At 62.5% G+C, this 17,339-nt stretch carries 17 protein-coding genes and 1 pseudogene; 13 read left to right on the top strand and 5 right to left on the bottom strand.

What is annotated here, in order from left to right; translation table 11 throughout:
- Nucleotides 1-4: 4 nt before the first annotated feature.
- Complete coding sequence (locus LGH83_RS00180) at nucleotides 5-1,162, top strand: iron-containing alcohol dehydrogenase (protein WP_227400140.1); 1,158 nt, start codon at nucleotides 5-7, stop codon at nucleotides 1,160-1,162.
- 46 nt (nucleotides 1,163-1,208) lie between these two features.
- Here the strand turns inward: LGH83_RS00180 and LGH83_RS00175 are convergent, their stop codons facing one another.
- On the bottom strand, nucleotides 1,209-2,243 hold the full coding sequence (locus tag LGH83_RS00175) for a zinc-binding dehydrogenase (RefSeq protein WP_131195807.1): 1,035 nt from the start codon (nucleotides 2,241-2,243) through the stop codon (nucleotides 1,209-1,211).
- Nucleotides 2,244-2,352: 109 nt separating this feature from the next.
- On the opposite strand from LGH83_RS00175, the gene LGH83_RS00170 reads away from it, so the two are divergent.
- The 3 genes from LGH83_RS00170 to LGH83_RS00160 are packed head-to-tail and all read left to right on the top strand — an operon-like array spanning nucleotide 2,353 to nucleotide 4,800.
- A complete protein-coding gene (locus LGH83_RS00170; RefSeq protein WP_227400139.1) occupies nucleotides 2,353-3,099 on the top strand; it encodes an SDR family NAD(P)-dependent oxidoreductase in 747 nt (248 codons plus the stop codon).
- Nucleotides 3,100-3,145: 46 nt separating this feature from the next.
- On the top strand, nucleotides 3,146-3,868 hold the full coding sequence (locus LGH83_RS00165; protein ID WP_227400138.1) for an isochorismatase family protein: 723 nt from the start codon (nucleotides 3,146-3,148) through the stop codon (nucleotides 3,866-3,868).
- A complete protein-coding gene (locus LGH83_RS00160) occupies nucleotides 3,865-4,800 on the top strand; it encodes a polysaccharide deacetylase family protein (protein WP_227400137.1) in 936 nt (311 codons plus the stop codon). The genes LGH83_RS00165 and LGH83_RS00160 overlap by 4 nt, the downstream gene beginning before the upstream one ends.
- A gap of 41 nt (nucleotides 4,801-4,841) precedes the next feature.
- Here LGH83_RS00160 and LGH83_RS19900 read toward each other — a convergent pair whose 3' ends face one another.
- On the bottom strand, nucleotides 4,842-4,967 hold the full coding sequence (locus tag LGH83_RS19900) for a hypothetical protein (RefSeq protein ID WP_264479109.1): 126 nt from the start codon (nucleotides 4,965-4,967) through the stop codon (nucleotides 4,842-4,844).
- 55 nt (nucleotides 4,968-5,022) lie between these two features.
- A complete protein-coding gene (locus LGH83_RS00155) occupies nucleotides 5,023-6,000 on the bottom strand; it encodes a helix-turn-helix domain-containing protein (RefSeq protein WP_227400136.1) in 978 nt (325 codons plus the stop codon).
- Between the two features lie 548 nt (nucleotides 6,001-6,548).
- Here LGH83_RS00155 and LGH83_RS00150 point away from each other — a divergent pair.
- The 4 genes and pseudogenes from LGH83_RS00150 to LGH83_RS00135 form a co-directional block, all read left to right on the top strand.
- Nucleotides 6,549-7,517: an MBL fold metallo-hydrolase gene (locus LGH83_RS00150; protein WP_227400135.1), complete on the top strand. Its 969-nt coding sequence runs from the start codon at nucleotides 6,549-6,551 to the stop codon at nucleotides 7,515-7,517.
- A 70-nt stretch (nucleotides 7,518-7,587) separates the two neighbouring features.
- On the top strand, nucleotides 7,588-8,007 hold the full coding sequence (locus tag LGH83_RS00145; RefSeq protein ID WP_413771075.1) for a DUF6130 family protein: 420 nt from the start codon (nucleotides 7,588-7,590) through the stop codon (nucleotides 8,005-8,007).
- A 42-nt stretch (nucleotides 8,008-8,049) separates the two neighbouring features.
- The gene (locus LGH83_RS00140) at nucleotides 8,050-8,799 is read left to right on the top strand and encodes an SDR family oxidoreductase (protein WP_227400133.1); all 750 of its coding nucleotides are present in this window, start codon (nucleotides 8,050-8,052) and stop codon (nucleotides 8,797-8,799) included.
- 99 nt (nucleotides 8,800-8,898) lie between these two features.
- A pseudogene (locus LGH83_RS00135) lies at nucleotides 8,899-9,057 on the top strand (alpha/beta hydrolase); the annotation flags it as partial.
- Nucleotides 9,058-9,921: 864 nt separating this feature from the next.
- Here LGH83_RS00135 and LGH83_RS00130 read toward each other — a convergent pair.
- Nucleotides 9,922-10,572, bottom strand: coding sequence for a GntR family transcriptional regulator (locus tag LGH83_RS00130; RefSeq protein WP_227400132.1), 651 nt, complete (start codon nucleotides 10,570-10,572; stop codon nucleotides 9,922-9,924).
- A gap of 177 nt (nucleotides 10,573-10,749) precedes the next feature.
- Between LGH83_RS00130 and LGH83_RS00125 the strand changes: the two genes are divergently transcribed.
- The 5 genes from LGH83_RS00125 to LGH83_RS00095 are packed head-to-tail and all read left to right on the top strand — an operon-like array spanning nucleotide 10,750 to nucleotide 16,861.
- A complete protein-coding gene (locus LGH83_RS00125) occupies nucleotides 10,750-11,580 on the top strand; it encodes an ABC transporter substrate-binding protein (RefSeq protein ID WP_227400131.1) in 831 nt (276 codons plus the stop codon).
- 34 nt (nucleotides 11,581-11,614) lie between these two features.
- The gene (locus LGH83_RS00120) at nucleotides 11,615-12,304 is read left to right on the top strand and encodes an amino acid ABC transporter permease (RefSeq protein ID WP_227400130.1); all 690 of its coding nucleotides are present in this window, start codon (nucleotides 11,615-11,617) and stop codon (nucleotides 12,302-12,304) included.
- A gap of 43 nt (nucleotides 12,305-12,347) precedes the next feature.
- Nucleotides 12,348-13,244 carry a dihydrodipicolinate synthase family protein gene (locus LGH83_RS00115; RefSeq protein ID WP_227400129.1) on the top strand — a complete coding sequence of 299 codons (897 nt, stop codon included), beginning with the start codon at nucleotides 12,348-12,350 and terminating at the stop codon, nucleotides 13,242-13,244.
- On the top strand, nucleotides 13,234-16,125 hold the full coding sequence (locus LGH83_RS20010; protein ID WP_319799584.1) for an FAD-dependent oxidoreductase: 2,892 nt from the start codon (nucleotides 13,234-13,236) through the stop codon (nucleotides 16,123-16,125). The genes LGH83_RS00115 and LGH83_RS20010 overlap by 11 nt, the downstream gene beginning before the upstream one ends.
- Before the next feature lie 7 nt (nucleotides 16,126-16,132).
- Entirely contained in the window at nucleotides 16,133-16,861 is a 729-nt protein-coding gene (locus LGH83_RS00095; protein WP_227400128.1) for an amino acid ABC transporter ATP-binding protein, read from the top strand.
- Nucleotides 16,862-16,922: 61 nt separating this feature from the next.
- Here the strand turns inward: LGH83_RS00095 and LGH83_RS00090 are convergent, their stop codons facing one another.
- The gene (locus tag LGH83_RS00090; RefSeq protein WP_227400127.1) at nucleotides 16,923-17,117 is read right to left on the bottom strand and encodes a hypothetical protein; all 195 of its coding nucleotides are present in this window, start codon (nucleotides 17,115-17,117) and stop codon (nucleotides 16,923-16,925) included.
- Nucleotides 17,118-17,339 lie beyond the last annotated feature (222 nt).

Below are 17,339 nucleotides of genomic sequence, written 5' to 3'. Positions count from 1 at the left end.
GCACATGGACGGTTTTACCTTCGACACAGTCCCGACCATTATCTGCGAGGCTGGCGCCCTGAAGCGGATCGGCACACTGGCGGCCGAACGCATCGGGCGCCGCGTCTTGATCGTCACCGATCGGGGGCTCGCGTCCAGCGCGATCGTGACTGATGCGCTGAAGAGCCTGGAAGCCGCCGGCGTCGCGCCGTTTGTTTTCGATGCGGTGACAGCCGATCCGGCCGCCAGCATCGTTCAGGCAGCGGCCGATATGGCACGCGAGGCGCGGGTCGAGGGAATCATCGGGCTCGGCGGCGGCTCCTCGATGGACGTTGCCAAACTAGCCGCGCTCATCGCGCCAGGATCCCAGCCTCTGGAGGCGCTTTACGGCGTCGACAAAGCCGTTGGAAAACGCCTTCCTTTGATGCTCGTGCCGACAACCGCCGGAACGGGGTCGGAGGTGACGCCGATCGCGATCGTGACGACGGGTCACCACCAGAAGATGGGCGTGTCGTCCCGACTCATCATCCCCGATGTCGCCCTCCTCGATCCTGTCGTGACGATCGGGCTACCGAAAGCGATTACGGCGGCGACGGGGCTCGACGCCATGGTCCATGCGATCGAGGCCTATACGTCCATCAGCCCCCGCAATAATCCATTGTCGCGGATGTTGTCCGAAACAGCCATCCGCCTGCTCGCCTCGAATTTGCGCCGTGCCGTGGATCATGGTGAAGACGTGGAGGCGCGGGGCGCGATGCTGTTGGGCGCGATGCTGGCCGGACAAGCATTCGCCAACTCGCCGGTCGGCGCGGTCCATGCGCTCGCCTATCCGGTCGGTAGCCGCTTCGGCGTGCCGCATGGCATGTCGAATGCGGTGGTGCTTCTCCAGGTGATGCGATTTAACCGCAGCGCCTGCGCGCCTGGTTACGCCGCGCTTGCGCCCTTCGCGTTCCCGCATTTGGCGGGGCTTGGTCAAGCCGAGCAGGTGGATGGGTTGATCGATGGCCTGGCTGGCCTGATGCGCCAGACCGCAATACCCTCCACACTGGGTGAGGTCGGCATTGTGGCGGCCGACGTGAATGATCTTGCGAATGATGCCATGGCGCAAACGCGGCTGCTCCAGAATAATCCCAGAAACATGACCTATAACGACGCACGCGCGATTTATCGGGCGGCTCTCTGAGCGAAATTTGCTGCCGATGCGGTTTCAAGCGCATCGGCATCGAGGCTCACGCCTCCGGTTGCAGGACGATTCGGCCGAAGAAGTTGCGGCTCTCCATCAGCGCCTGCGCGTCCGCCGCCTTCGCCAGGGGGAACGTGCCCTGGAGGACGGCTTTCAGCCGCCCCGCTGCCATCAACCCGAGGACCGTGGCGGCGATCTCGCGCGTTGAACGCCCGCAACCGAGAAGCGTGATGTGCTTGCGGAAGAACTCGATCATGTCGATATCGACGATCTCGCCGCCGTGCGCGCCGATGGACGCGAGCCTGCCGCCATCACCGAGAGCTTTGAGGCTCTGCTTGAGGATGTCGCCGCCGACCCCATCCAGGACGACATCGACGCCTCTGCCGCTCGTCAAGCGCTGCACGCCGTCGACGAGTGTTTCCTTGCGATAGTTGATGACGGCGTCCGCCCCGAGCGCCATCACCTTGTCGATCTTGTCGTCGGCCCCGACCGAGGCGATCACGCGCGCGCCGGCCAATCGAGCAATCTGAACCGCATGGGAGCCGACCCCGCCGCCGGCCGCATTGATCAGTACTGTCTCACCGGCCTGCAGGCGCGCCGTGGTGATGAGGGCTTCCCACGCCGTGGCAAATGGGACCATCGAGGCGGCCGCGTCGATGAACGAGACACTGTCCGGTAGCGCGATCAGATTGCTTTCCGGCACCATCAGCTTTTCGGCGTAACCGCCCCAGACCGTTACGCCAAGAATGTCGGCATTCTCGCAGATGTTTTCCCGCCCACTTCGGCAGTGAGCGCAATGTCCGCAGGACACCACAAAATGCGGCGCCACCCGATCGCCCACTTTCCAGAGGCTCACGTCGTGACCAATCGCGACGACCTCGCCGGCCGCATCGACGCCCATGACATGAGGGAGTTTCTGTTCGACCCCAAAGGTGCCGTTCCGCACATCGATGTCGCAATGGTTCAACCCGGAGGCTCGAATTTGAACAACGACCATGTTTCCGGTCACGACAGGATCCGCCACCGTTTCGTAACGAAGCTGTTCGAGCCCCCCGTGCTCCCGCAACACAATCGCTTTCATCGGCTCTCTCCGCTCCCGCGACTTCTGGGTCGCCTCTTTGTCTTCTGTAGACAGTTTTAAATCTGACGTATAGGCTCATGTGCAGATGTGAAGGGTTGCGAGGGCTGGGATGTCTGAGTTCACAACGCGGGTTGCTGTGGTCACGGGCGGCGGCAGCGGAATCGGCAAGGCAGTGGCGATCGCCCTCGCCGAGGCGGGCGCCGCCGTCGGCGTGGTCGACTGGAACCGTGCCAACGCCGAGCGCGTCGCAGCCGACTTGTGCGGCAGAGGGTTGAGGGCACTCGCAGCGGTCGCGGATGTCGCCGACGAGCCCGCGGTCAAAACCGCGTTCGCGACGATCGTTGAGGCGTTTGGCGACATCGACATCCTCTTCAACAATGCTGGCATCGACAATGCCGTCCCGCTCGTCGACATGTCGGCTGCGGTCTGGGACGAGATGATGCGGGTCAATCTGAGAAGCTTGTTCGTCTGCACGAAGGCGGTCCTGCCGGCCATGCAGCGCAAGCGTTGGGGGCGGATCATCAACACCGCCTCGCAGAGCGGCTACAAGGGAGCGCCGGCAATGGTCCATTATTGTGCCACGAAGGCCGGGGTCCTCGGCTTCACACGCGCCCTGGCCTACGAAGTGATCGACGACAACATCACGGTCAATGCGATCGCGCCCGGCCCGATCGATACCCCAATCAAAGATACGCTACCGCCCGAGTGGGTCGCCGCAAAGGTCGCCGGCTTACCGATCAAACGCTTCGGCACGGTCGACGAAGTTGCGCCGGCCGTCATGCTCTTGGCGAGCGATGCGGGCGCATATTTCGTCGGTGCCTGCCTGAACATGAACGGCGGCGACCACATGGCTTAAGCGTCAAACGCAAGAGCCGGAAAAAGATCGAAGCGGAGACGAGCCTATGACTTCCGACAGTTGGCAGGACATCCTCAGTGACAGCGACCGCGAGGTCATTCGCCGCGGAAAATGGGGTCAGACGGCCGGCTTCGGCAAGCGACCTGCCCTCCTGATCGTCGACGCCCAGAATTATATGACCGGCATCCCGGGCGCGAGCGATAATGCAGCGCATTTCCCACTTGCTTGCGGCGAGGTCGGTTTTGCCGCCGTTGAGCGGATCGCAGCTCTGCAAACCTCCGCGCGTCGCCATGGCGTTCCGGTGTTTCAGACCCGTTTCATCGTCAACCCCGACGCCGACGATTGTGGCATGTTCCACCGCAAGGTGGGCGCCGGGATCGGACGCGGCGAGAACCTCTATTTCGATGGGACCTTCGGTGCCGAGATCGTCACGCCGCTGCGCCCGCTCAAGGGCGAGATCGTCCTCGACAAGAAGAAGAAAAGCGCTTTCTTCGGCACGCCCCTTCTCTCGCTGCTGATCGATAAGCAGATCGATACTGTGATTGTCACGGGAGGCTCGACCAGCAATTGCGTCCGAGCAACCGCCATCGACAGCGAGCAGCATAACTTCTTCACCATCATCCCCGAAGAGGCGGTCTTCGACCGCATCGACATCAGCCACCGGATCAGCCTCTTTGACATGAACCGGTTTTGCGGTGACGTGATGCCCTGTGACGACGTGCTGGCCTATCTCGAAAGGATCGGCACAACACGCGAGGATCGTTCGTGAGCAGATTCGAGCCGTTTGTCGGAACTCCGGTCCCGGGCCCCGAGCGCGATTTCGTCGGCTATGGGCGCTCCGCCCCGCGCGTGCCCCTGCCGAACGGCGGACGCGTGGCGATCAGCATTGTGATCAACTACGAGGAGGGATCGGAAAACGCTCATCCGAATGGGGACGGACGCAACGACGGCATGACCGAGTCCATCTATGCCATGGACCCGCGTTACCGGGACCTTTGCGCTGAGTCGGTCTACGAATACGGCTCGCGCGCCGGGATCTGGCGGCTGGAGCGGTTGTTCACACAGTACAAAATCCCGGTCACATTTTTTGCGGCAGCCGTCGCGTTGGAACGTAATCGCGAGGTGGCGGCGTGGATCCGCGAGGCCGGGCATGAAGCCTGCTCGCATGGCTGGCGCTGGGAGGAAGTCTGGACACTCAGCCGCGACGAGGAAGCGGAGCATATTCGGCGTGCGGTCGCATCGATCACCGAGACATGTGGCCAGCGTCCGCTTGGCTGGTATTGCCGCTACGGCGCCTCCGTCCACACGCGCGAGCTCCTGATCGAAGAGGGCGGCTTCGAATATGATTCGGACGCCTACAATGACGACTTTCCTTACTACGCCAAGGTCGGCGCTCACCGGCAACTCGTTGTTCCCTACAGTGCCACCTATAACGATGCACGCTTCAGCCTGGTGCCGAGCTATGGCTCGCCGTCCGACTATCTCGATAACTTGAAACGCGGTTTCGACCTGCTGCACGAGGAGGGCGAGCAGCACCCTCGCCTGATGTCGATCGGCCTGCACCCGCGTATCATCGGTCAGGCAAGCCGGATCCACGCCCTCCGCGAGTTTCTCGACTATGTCGGCGCGAAGGGCGGCGCCGAATTCATGCAGCGGATTGAAATCGCGCGGTGGTGGAAAGCGACCCATCCGGCGATGTAATCGCCACGCTCATCTCGAGCGAACGCCACGTGCCGACTTGATCAACTCAGCACGATGCCGCCGCAGACATTCGGTGTTTGCCCTGGCACGATGATACCGGGGCGGACGCAATTGGCCGTGATGCCGTCAGCACCGACCTCCTGAGCCAACACGCTCGTAAATCCCATTTTTTTTACGCTCCGAGGCACGCGATACACGGCTCGCGCTCGAAGGGATCCGGCTCTACGCCGGAACGACGTCCTTTGTGGCTCGCGCGTTTCGTCGATGTCGGCGCAGACGATGGCGAGCGTCCCCCGCGTCGAAGTCACGCCGCCACGAAGCAGGCGTCGTCGATGTCGCTTGGGAGAAAACGCGGCTCATATGGCTTTGGTCGTGGAACCCGGCCGCGACTGCGACCTCCGCCAGGGTCAGGTTCGAGCATCGGAGGAGGTCTTTGGTCGCGTCCACCCGTCTCTGCATCAGCCACTGATGCGGGCTGGTGCCGGTGGTTCGTTTGAAGGCGCGGCCGAAATAATCGGCGGACAGCCCGCATTCCGTCGCGAGTTGTGCTCGCGACAAGTTCCCTTGCAGATTGGCGGCGATGAGGGCCTTGGCCTTCCTCTCCTGCCACGGTGCCAAAACCCCAATCTTCGAGCTCCGAGCAACCATGCCACCATAGGTGCGGGCGATGTGCGTACAGGCCGCGAGCGCAACATGCTCGAAATAGAGCCGGTTGACTTCATCGGGCCGATCGAGAGCCGGAAGGAGGGTGCGTGCCAGTCCGTGCAGCAAAGCATCCCCGATGGCCTCGCCTGGCACATAGGTCAGCTCATGGACGTGTAACGCCTCGGCTTGGTCGGCGACGAGGTCAAACACGCCGTGCGGAACATAAAAAAATAGCGTGTTGAACGGGCTGAGGCAGCGCGCGATCGGGTTCCGCCTCAAATCAAAGAACGCTGTCGATCCGGCCAGGAACGGCGAACGCGGGATCGCGCGCCCATCAAGCCACAAATCCTGCTCGAGGACGTCGCGCAGCATGACAGCGACCAGATAGGCATCCTCGCGCGGAATCGCATCCGTCAGGCGGCCGTCCGCCGCGCAGAGCTGCAGGTTGGTTACCGCCACCTCGGTTTTCTGCAACGTCTTCGACACAAGGACTGGTGCCGCCTTAAGGCCAAAGCGGCTCGCCAGTCGAGGTCCATACACCCCTGCGCTCGGCATTGAAGGCTCCCTTCTGACGTCGTCTACGTGCCTACGCGAATTTTCGGTCTGATGCTGGATGACCATTCACGAGAAAAACGAAGCAGCGTGCCGAGACCTATTACTCTAAAACACCGCTTTCGTCATAAACACCGCGACATCGTGACAGACATGAGCGCGGCTTCAAATCAATCTGCGGCTCGAGAGCATTGCGTCTGACAGGCGGAGCCGCTCACGCAGCTCGGTTGTTGTTGTTTTGGCTTGAGACTTCCAAAAACGATCTAATCTTGTGAAAACGTATCGATAGCGTAAGCAAGGATCTGTATAGATTTTTAATAGACAATTTAATTACAAAACGACGCTGTTTAGGTGCAACTCTGGATATAGGTAATCTAAATAGATTACATACAATCTATTTATATTTTAGAAACAAGGGACGCCACGTTTGTCAAGCCAAAGCCCATGCCGCAAAGACGCCGATATGTCACGTTCTGGGCTGAAAAAATCGTTTTCAGATAATCCGCGCAACGCGTGATCGTCACAAGACATCGTTTGGGATCGACAGGCAAATGACTCGTCAACACGCCCACAGCCTGTCTCGGCGCGGCTTCTGTCTGTGCTGCCTGTCCGCGCCTGCGCTTGCGACCAGTCGGTGGCTTACGCCGGGCGAGGCTTATGCAGAGGCGCTCGGTATCGTGCAGCGCATCAAGTCTGCAGCCGTCACAACGCCGATCGCGATCTACCGTCTCCGCGGCGACGTTGCCGTGCTCGAGGGGTCCGGTGGGAACATCGCGGTCTTGAACGGCGCCGATGGGAAGGTGCTGATCGACACCGGGATCGCCGTGTCGCGTCCGCAGGTTGCAACTGCCCTTGCCACACTGGGCCCAGAGCCTGTCACGCATTTGATCAACACGCATTGGCATTTCGATCATGCCAACGGCAATGAGTGGCTGTGTGAACTCGGCCCGACCATCATGGCTCAAGAAAACACACGCAAGCATCTCCTGACGATGCAGCGGGTCGAGGATTGGAGCTACGATTTTCAACCGCTCGCGGCGGCCGCTTTGCCGACCGACGTCTTTGCCGATGAGCATATGCTCACGCTGAACAAGACCACCATCGCGCTGAAGCATTACGGCCCAGCCCACACAGACAGCGACATCGGAGTCTACTTCACCGAGCCCGATATCCTGCACACCGGCGATACATTTTGGAACGGGATCTATCCCTTCATCGACTACTCGACCGGTGGCAGCATCGACGGCTCTATCCGAGCCGCTGAAACCAATCTTTCCAAGACAACCGACAAGACAATCATCATTCCCGGGCACGGCTCACCGGTCAGCAATCGCTCTCAACTCCAGGCCTTCCACGACATGCTGGTCGCGGCTCGAGCGAATGTGTCCGCGCTGAAGAAGAACGGCTACTCGCTCGACGCGATCATCGCGGCCAAGCCAACGGCTGCGTCCGATACCGCGTGGGGGACCTTCGTGATCAACCCGGCCCTCTTCACCCGGCTGGTCTACGAAGGATTGTGAGCGCGTTCCCACAGCATATTGGTCGTCTGGGAGATCCGCCATGCATGTATCGCTGAGAGGCCTCATCGTCATGGCAGCATCAACACTCTTACCCGCCGATGCCTTGCCTCAAAGCGCGAGAGACATTCGCGGCCCGTCGGCCTTGGTGGCGATCGAAAACGAGGCTCCGCCCAAACTCATCGTTGATGCTCCCCTCGCCGGGCCTCTGGCGCTCGGCCGTGTGTTCATCCAGTACCGGACCGAAAATCTTCGGGTCGTTCCCGTCTTTGGGGCTGGCGCTCTCCAAGTCTCGCCCCGCATCGGGCATGTTCACGTCACGGTCGACGACGCGCCGTGGCACTTCGTCGATGCCAGCGGCGAAACCATCATCGTAGTTGGGCTGAAGCCTGGCCCGCATGAGGTGCTCATCGAACTGGCAGATCCAACCCACAAGGTGATCGACGCCAAACGCTTGAGCTTCATGATCCCCCAACCTCCGCGTTCACAGTGACATTCGCCAAATAGAGTAGCATTCCTCAAGGGAGACACGACCATGGATCGCCTGCAAGACAAAGTCGCCGTGATCACTGGTGCGAATAGTGGCATCGGTTTAGCTGCCGCAAAGCTCTTTGCAGCAGAGGGCGCGTTGGTTTTTATGACCGGTCGTCGCAAGACGGAACTCGATGCAGCCGTCGCCGAGGTCGGGAAGAATGCCCGAGGCATCCAGAGCGATATTTCTAAGCAAGACGATCTGGATCGCCTGATTCAGATCGTCGGTAACGAGGCCGGCCGCATCGATGTGCTTTTTGCAAATGCCGGCGGCGGTGAGTTTGCCCCCCTTGGAGCGATCTCCGAGGACCACTTCGACCGCACATTCTCGATCAATGTTAAAGGCACCCTCTTCACGGTCCAGACGGCGCTTCCGCTCCTCAAAGATGGCAGTTCCGTCATTCTGACAGGCTCGACTGCCGCCACGACGGGAACCCCCGCCTTCAGTGTCTACAGCGCCAGCAAGGCGGCGATCCGCAATTTCGCCCGCTGCTGGATCCTTGACGTCGCGCCCCGTCAGATCCGCATCAACGTGCTCGTCCCCGGCGCCACGTCGACCCCCGGTTGGCATGACCTTGCCACGTCGGAGGAAGCGCATCAGCAAATGCTCGCCTACGTCAAAGCGACAACGCCCCTGGCTCGTCTCGGCAACGTCGACGAGGTCGCACGCGCGGCGCTGTTCCTCGCCTCCGATGACAGCAGTTTTATCACCGGAAGCGAGCTTTTCGTCGATGGCGGCGCGGCTCAAATTTAGCAACTGGCTCAATCGCAAAGACTTGGAACTCGGCATCACGCGAACCGGAAGAGCCATTGGATGATCAAGCCTCACCGATCCATGCCGATCAAAATAAGCATTGCGGCCGCTCGCTGGCGGCTCAGTCTTGCGCAGGGCGAGACCCTTTACATACCCTACGAGAGTCGTCTTGCATCGGCCCCCGCCATCACGGTTCCAACGATCACGCTCGAGGGCGACGCGAACGGGGCGCCGCATCCAGAGCCGGCAGTCTTTGCTGACGCCATGCGGGATGCATCTCGTCAGGCGTAAACGTTCGCTCGGGCTTTTTTACCCGCGCCAACGGTTACGTCCTGCCCTTTTGGGGTTTGACAGGTACAATGGCGCCAAGGTGGCGACGAAGGAACCGATCGCGACAGTCACGTGGCGTCCAGTGAACCGCTTGATGTACGCGAGCGGAAGGGACTCCGGTTCGGACAGATGATCCCAACTGCCAAAGCAGCCCGCTCGCGCATCGCTCAACGTGCATGACGTCGGAAAGTTCTTGAGGCCCAGCGTCGGCAAAACGTATCGATCACTGTTGGGGAGAGCCAGCTTTTGGCTTCGCTTGATTGAACGAGCAGGTGCCCTTCAACGCGCGGGTTTTACAAATTGCAAGGCCGATGAGGGATGCGACTTTTCTTGAGAGGTAAGTACCTTTCGGGATGCACCGTACCGTTCGGCAACAACGTTCGATTGAGCTTGACCGTTCGCATGAGAAAAGCGCCGTGTTGAATGGGAGCTAAGCTCTCATTGATCATCCGGCTCGGCACCCGGCAGTGCGTTGGGGAGCGGGCTGGGATGAAAGATTGCAATGGCGAGCCGTTGGCTCATCTTCAACATATCTTGTTTTTAGACGAAACTGACCCATTAGGTGCAGTTTCACTCGGAGGAGAAGCGGTTTGCAAAATGCACGCCTTTCCCGATCGGATCATGATCCGGCTTCATGTGACCGGAGCGACCTTGACGGTCAGTCGTAACACCATCTCGACTGTCCGACCGACTACGTTTTCAAAACCATACATGTCACTGACGCGACGCCATCGGGCCTTGCGCGATGACACATGATCCAATCGACACTGTCTGGATCACGCCTGAACAGCGCTACCGGAGGGCCGCAAGCGCGAAATCGATGAGGCTGCGGATATGGATCGTCACCGCCGCACGGACCGCGCCTGCATCGCCGGCGATCAGCGCGTCTACAATGACAAGATGCTCACGCGAGTCGGGCTTCAAGCGCTCTTTCAGCCGGTCGATCTCGAATAATCGCGTCGTCGCTCGCAACTGACGAAGGATGCGGGCCATGACCTCGTTCCCCGAGCCGTCGATGAACATATTGTGCAGGTTGTCGTCAGAGCGCCAATGCGCGTCGGTGTGGTAGGTGGTGGCTTCGAGCATCTGCAGCGTTTCCTGCCGCACGGCAGCAAGCCGCACGCCTGGGATGTGGTCGACAGCCAGCGCTGCGGCCTCGGGCTCCAAAATCTCGCGCACCTTGAGGCTCTTCAAATATTCGACGAGGTCGACCCGGCGCACACAATAGGAGCGTCCGCCGGTTTTCTCCACCATCCCCTCGCCCTCGAGCCGTTGCAGCGCCTCGCGAAGCGGTGTGCGCGAAACCCCGATGGTCTCAGCCAAGCGCGCCTCCACGATCACGTCGCCGCCGCGCAGGCGCTTGTGGCGGATCATGTCAGACAGAGCCTCGTAGGCGAGGTTGCCGAGGTTCAACGGGCTCGGTTTGAGGTCGGGCAAACTCATACGAACCAAGGGAAACAGAGAGGTGGGGCGAACATCGGACTTCCTTACGGGCCATCGGCAAATCGGAGCAAGCGCAAGACGGAAACTTGCAATCGAGCGCCGTCTCGCTTTCTCAACTTGCCAAACAGTATGCCAATTGTATACCGTTGATGAGTTCAGAATTCGAGGGGATGTTCGATGGTCCGTTTCGCTCGCCTGCTTCTGCCTTTTTTGGCGACGTCCCTCCTTTCGGGAGCGGCCTGGGCCGCCGATTGCACGTCGCCGGTGGCGACCTCCGATCTGATCAAGCCCGGCATATTGGTGATGTCGACGAATCCGACGCTGCCGCCGCTGCAATATGTCGACAAGACCGGCCAGCTCGTCGGCATGCGGATCGAGCTTGGCAAAGAGATCGCCAAGCGTCTGTGTCTCACGCCCGAATTTGTGAAAATCGAGTTCGACGCGATGGTGCCCGGCCTCAAGGGCGGACGTTGGGACATGATCGACACGGGCATCTTCTTCACGCCCGAGCGCGCCAAGCTGATGCAGATGATCCCTTATGAGATGCAGGCCATCAGTATTTCGGTACCGCCCACCTCGAAAGCTCCCATCAGCAAACTCGAGGATCTGGAAGGCAAGACGGTCGGCGTGGAGATCGGCGGTTTCGAGGAGGGCAAGGCCAAAGCCATCGACGCCGAGTTGAAGCGCACCGGCGGCAAGGGCCTGACGATCCTCACCTTCGACTCCTTCGCGCTGGCCTATCAGGCGCTGCGGGCCGGCCAGGTGGAAGCCGTGGTGTCGATCGATGGCGTCGCCAAGGATTATGCCGATCGTGGCGACTTCAAACGTGCCATTTCGGGCCTCTACCCGACGCCCGTTGCGCTGGCCTTCAAGAGCAAGCCCCTGGCCGATGCCGTGTTGAAGGTGCTGGACGATATGCAGAAGGACGGCAGCTACAAGACGCTGTTCGACCGCTATGGCGTGGTGGCGCCCGCTGGCGCCCTCGCGGTGCAGGGTCCGGCGACCTGAACGGACCAACCCTGCGATCGGAGATCGGCAACGCATGAACGCCTGGGACTGGTCGGGATTTTTCGAGTATCTCGTCAATCCCTACATCCTCGCCGGAGCGTGGGCGACCTTATGGCTGACAGGCGTCTCCATGGTGTGCGGTCTGGCGCTCGGTTTCGTCCTCGCCATGATGCGCCGCTCTCACCTCCTTCCCGTGTCGGCGCTGGCTGGCTTCTACGTCTGGCTGTTTCGCGGCACAACGCTCCTGGTGCAACTAATCGTCATCTATACCGGCCTGCCGCAACTCGGGATCAAATTCGGCGTGATCCAATCGGCCCTCATCGGTCTGTCGCTTAACGAGGCGGCCTATCTGGCCGAGATCATTCGGGCCGGCATTGGCGCCGTACCACAAGGCCAGGTGCGAGCGGCCCGTGCGCTCGGCATGAAGGAGCGGCAGATCATGCAGCATATCGTGCTGCCGCAGGCGTTCCGCATCATTCTCCCGCCGCTCGGCAATTCAGTGAACGGCTTGCTCAAGACCACGTCGATCACGTCCGTCATTTCGATGGAGGAGCTGTTGCGCCGGACCCAACTGCTGATTCAAGAAAAGTTCGAGGTGCTGGAGCTCTTCACGGTTGCGGCGCTCTACTACCTCGTCATGACCACCGCCTGGCAACTGGTGCAGCGCCGGCTCGAGCTTTATGCCGGCCGCGCGGACGCGCCGCCGACGGGCGCGGGCGCCTAACCTCCCCTGAGATGAGGGCGCGGAACGCCCGGGATCCAAGACGATGAGCAAAACCTTTCGCGGCACCTATACAGTGATGATGACGCCGAACCACGAGGATGGGCGGCTCGATCTCGCGGCGCTCGCCCATTTCGTCAAGTGGCAGATCCGGGAGGGCATCCACGGCCTGATCCCGCTCGGCTCGACAGGCGAATTTCTATCATTGACCGAAGACGAGCGCATCGCCGTCGCCGAAACCGTGATCCGCACCGCGGCGGGCCGCGTCCCGACGTTGATCGGCACGGGAGCCGAGGACACCCGCGAAGCGGTGCGCCTGAGCCGGCAAGCCGAACGCCTCGGCGCCGACGGCGTTATGGTGATCCCACCTTTCTATTCGACGCCGACCGACGATGAGATCGTGCATCACTATGATACGATCGCCCGTGCGATCGGCATTCCGATCATGATTTACAACAACCCAGCAACCTCGAACGTCGACTTGAAGCCGGCGCTCGTCGCGCGTCTCGCCGCCATCGACAACTGCCGCTACATCAAGGAATCGACGCTGGAGGTGACGCGCGTGCGCGACATTCTGAGACTCTGCGGCGATCGCATGACGGTATTCGGCGGCATTCTCGGTTTTGAATCGTTCGTCGAGGGCGCGGAGGGTTGGGTCGCGGTGGCGTCCAATGTGGCGCCGGGCCCGCTGGCGCGGCTCTTCACGCTCGTGGCTGACGACAACAAGGTGCGCGAAGCGCATGCGCTTTACCTCGAGTGGTTGCCGCTGATCGAGGCCGTCGGCGGACACCGCTACGTCGCAGCCACCAAGGCCTTGCTTAGCCACATGGGCCTGCCGGCCGGTCCGCCGCGCCCCCCGCGCCTGCCGCTCCCGGCAGCCGAGGATGCAGCCCTGAAGGTCATGGTCGAAACCTTGGGTCTTGCCTTTCCCCATGCCGCATAGGCGTGGCGCCATCTGGCGGATGACGCTCGATGGAGCGCCGCTCTTTGCTGTCCCGGGCGAGAGTATCGCGGCGGCAATCCTGGCAAGTGGTGCCATGGCGCACGGCGTCGGCCGGAACGGGACGCCGCTTGGGCCGTTTTGTGGGATGGGGGTTTGCCACGATTGTCTGGTGAGCGTGGATGGCCGAGCCGGTCAGCGCGCCTGCCTGACCAAGGCGCGGGACGGCATGCGCCTTGGTGGCCAGCCGCAGTTGCCCGACATCCGGTCGGATACGCTCTCGGCTCTCACGGAACCCCCTGAAAGCATCTCCGAGATCGCCGTCGACATTCTGGTGGTCGGCGCCGGTCCGGCCGGTCTCGCCGCGGCCGAAAGTGCGCGGGCGGCGGGCGCGACGGTTCTGCTCCTCGACGAGCGTCCCGCGCCGGGCGGCCAGTACTACAAGCAGCCCGCCACGCACACCGCCAATCCGGTGGATCCGCAGGCTCGCGATGGGGCCGCCTTGATCGCGCGCGTTCGGGCCGCCGGCGTCGATCTCCAATCCGGCGGCATTGTCTGGGGTGGCGAGCGCGACGCGTCCGGCGGCCTCGTCATCGGGTGCATCATCGACGGCGTCGCGAGGCGCATTCGTCCACGCCGGTTGATCGTGGCCACAGGAGCCTATGAAGCGGCCCCGATCCTTCCCGGCTGGACCCTGCCGGGCATCATGACGACCGGCGCGCTGCAAACGCTTTTGAGGAGCGACGGCTTCGTTCCCCCCATGCGGATTGCCATCGCCGGCAACGGCCCATTGAACCTCCAAGTCGCGGCCGAACTGCTCCGCCGGGGCGTGGCGCCGGTCGCTGTGATCGAGGCCGCACCGCCGCCTTGGACGCGCCCGCGCGAGGCAGCTGCGCTGCTACGTGCAGGCCCGACGCTCGCCAGCGCCGGCCTGCGCCAGATCGCCGCGCTGCGCCGGGCAGGTCGTCCGGTTTTGTGGAGCAGCCGGGTGATCGAGGCCACGGGCACAGATCGCGTCGAACAGATCGCGGTGTCGACGCAAGGCGCCCCAGCGCCGCGTCTCATCCCGGTGGATCTCGTCGCCATCGGCGAGGGGTTTCGCCCCTCGCACGACTTGCCGCGTCTGCTCGGATGCCGATACGAAGCCGATGACAGCCACAAACTCAGCCTCGTCCACGATGGCACCGGAACGACATCGCAAGCCGATATCCTGGTGGTCGGCGAAGCGGGCCGGTTCGGGGGCGCCGCGATGGCGAGCCAGCAGGGCTTGCTGGCGGGTCGGGCCGCAGCGCGACAACTCGGCTTTGCCGTTTCGGCCGACGACCAGCCTGTGATCAAGCGCCTCGCGCGTGCCGCGACCTTCCAGCGCCACCTCTGGGCTCTGTTCGCCGCCGAGTCGCCTGACCTGTCGCGCGCCACAAGCGAGACGATCGTCTGCCGCTGCGAAGCGCTCACGCGTGGCACGCTGGAGCGCGCGATCGTCGACCATGACGTGACGGACCTCGCCACGCTGAAACGCCTGACGCGCGCCGGCATGGGACGCTGCCAGGGCCGTTACTGCGCCGAACATCTCCAGAGGCTTGTCGGCACGCATCCGGACGAACGCGCCGCCTTTGCGCCGCAGATGCCGCTTCGCCCCGTCCCGCTCGCGGCTCTGGCACTTGAAAAGCCTGAATGGGGCGGCCACACGCGCAACATGCTGCCGGACTGGATACCCGCCGCCGCCGCGGTCGAGCCCTACGGCGACCTTCACGCCGACGTGGTCGTGATCGGAGCCGGCATCGTGGGCCTCGCGACGGCTCTCTTTCTGGCCCGTGCGGGGCACGACGTGCTGGTGCTCGACCGCGCGGAGCCGAACAGCCTCGCGTCGGGCGGCAATGCCGGCAGCCTGCATGGCCAATTGCTGTCGTTCGACCATGGGGCCCGGGCCGAAGCCGGTGGCGACCCCGCGGCCCGGACATTGCCGCTGCAGCGCGACTCCATCGCTCTTTGGATGGCGCTCGAACGCGAGCTTGGGGTCGACTTCGAGATCAAGCGCACCGGCGGATTGATGGTGGCGGAGACCGAGCGCGATCTCGCCTTTCTGAACGCCAAGACGCGGGTCGAGCGCCAACACGGCGTCACCTGCGACGTCATCACGGCCGCCGATCTCCGGCGGCTGGAACCCGCGCTCGCCGACGATTTCGTGGGGGCTGCCTTCTGCCCGGACGAAGGGAAGATCAATCCTCTGGTCGCCACGCAGGGCATCCTTGCGGCCGCACTCGAGGCGGGCGCTCGGGTAGAGCGCCGCGCGGCCGTCACCCACATCACGCGAGACCAACAAGGGTTTCGGATCGGGACGTCGCGCGGCACCGTCACGGCCCCTCGGATCGTCAACGCGGCTGGGGCATTTGCCTCGACCATCGGGCGAATGCTCGGCTTGAATGTGCCGGTGCATGGGGCGCCACTGCAGATGGTGGTCACGGAACCTGCCGCGCCCGCCCTCACCTGTCTCGTGGCTCACGCGGACCGCCATCTCACCTTGAAGCAAGCCGCGAACGGCTCGTTCCTGATCGGCGGCGGCTGGACGGCCGGGCTCGACCCCGTGCACGGACATCCGCGCCCTCGAATGGCGAGCCTGGAGGGCAATCTTTGGGTCGCGCAGCGTGTGATGCCGGGCCTGCGTAAGTTGCACGTCCTCCGCTCCTGGGCCGCCATGAATATCAACATCGATGGCGCCCCGATCCTCGGCGAGGATCCGCGCCAGCCCGGTCTCTTTAATGCCGTAACGTCAAACGGCTACACGCTCGGGCCGCTGATGGGTCGTATGACGGCCGACCTCATCAGCCGGGGCGCGACCGACCGCGACATCTCGGGCTTTTCCATCGCACGATTTGAAGGCTAGGTGGCCCATGATCGAGATCCGTAATCTCACCAAGCGCTACGGCGCCACGACGGTGCTGAAGGGCTGCTCGACAAATGTTGCCAAAGGCGAGGTCGTGGTCGTGTGCGGCCCCTCGGGCTCGGGCAAGTCGACGCTCATCAAATGCGTGAATGCGCTGGAGCCGTTCGACGAAGGCACGATCCTGGTCGACGGCATCTCGGTCGGCGATCCGTCGACGGATCTGCCGGGCTTGAGGACCCGGATCGGCATGGTGTTCCAGAGCTTCGAGCTCTTTCCTCACCTCACGATCATCGACAATCTCACGCTCGCACCCATGAAGGTCCTGGGCCGGAGTTCAGACCTCGCACGACGCAAGGCGTTGGCGCTGCTCGATCGCGTCGGCCTGGCCGATCATGCGGCCAAATATCCAGGTCGGCTTTCGGGTGGCCAGCAGCAACGCGTCGCCATCGCACGCGCGCTCGCTATGGACCCGCTGGCCATGCTGTTCGACGAGCCGACGTCGGCGCTCGATCCGGAGATGATCTCCGAGGTGCTCGACGTCATGACGGCGCTTGCGCGCGATGGCATGACCATGATGTGCGTGACGCATGAAATGGGCTTCGCCCGTCGCGTCGCCCACCGCTTCATCTTCATCGACGGCGGCGTCATCGTCGAGGACCGACCCACCGCCGCCTTCTTTGGCGACACGGCGTCGCCGCGTGCCAAGACGTTCCTCAGCCGCATCTTGCATCATTGAACTTGGATGGAAGGCCCCGGCCTCCGCGTTAGGCCGAACAGAGAGCCGACACCCGCCCTGCTCAATAATGGCTGCCGCGTACTATTTCCAAGATGAGATTGCGGGCGATCCGTTCGACCGAGAGGTTGCCGCACTCCTTCGATTTTTCGCTCAAGCGATAGGTGACGGTCACGATCGCCTGCGGTCCGTATCCCAGGACAGTATATTGTCCGACCCGGCTTTTGCCGCGATACGTGACCTCGACCGGGAGGCTCACCGAAAATGATGTCGTCTGGCTGCCATCGAACGAACCTCCGCACGCACGAGACTAGAACGCGGCTCAGGCTCACGATCAAACTTATGTTATGCCTCCGAAACGATCGATGCCGTTTGCCGAAACCCGCTTCGCCATAAGATGATCGAACTGAGAGCCTTGTTCGAGCCCCACGCGCCGATGTGTTTCAGGTCGCGGCCCGCGTCTTCTCGGTCAGGTGACTCG

Source organism: Lichenihabitans sp. PAMC28606 (genome assembly GCF_020616535.1).
Lineage (GTDB): Bacteria > Pseudomonadota > Alphaproteobacteria > Rhizobiales > Beijerinckiaceae > Lichenihabitans > Lichenihabitans psoromatis.
The sequence above is the reverse complement of the archived record's forward strand: the minus strand, read 5'-3'. Positions and strand labels throughout refer to the sequence as shown.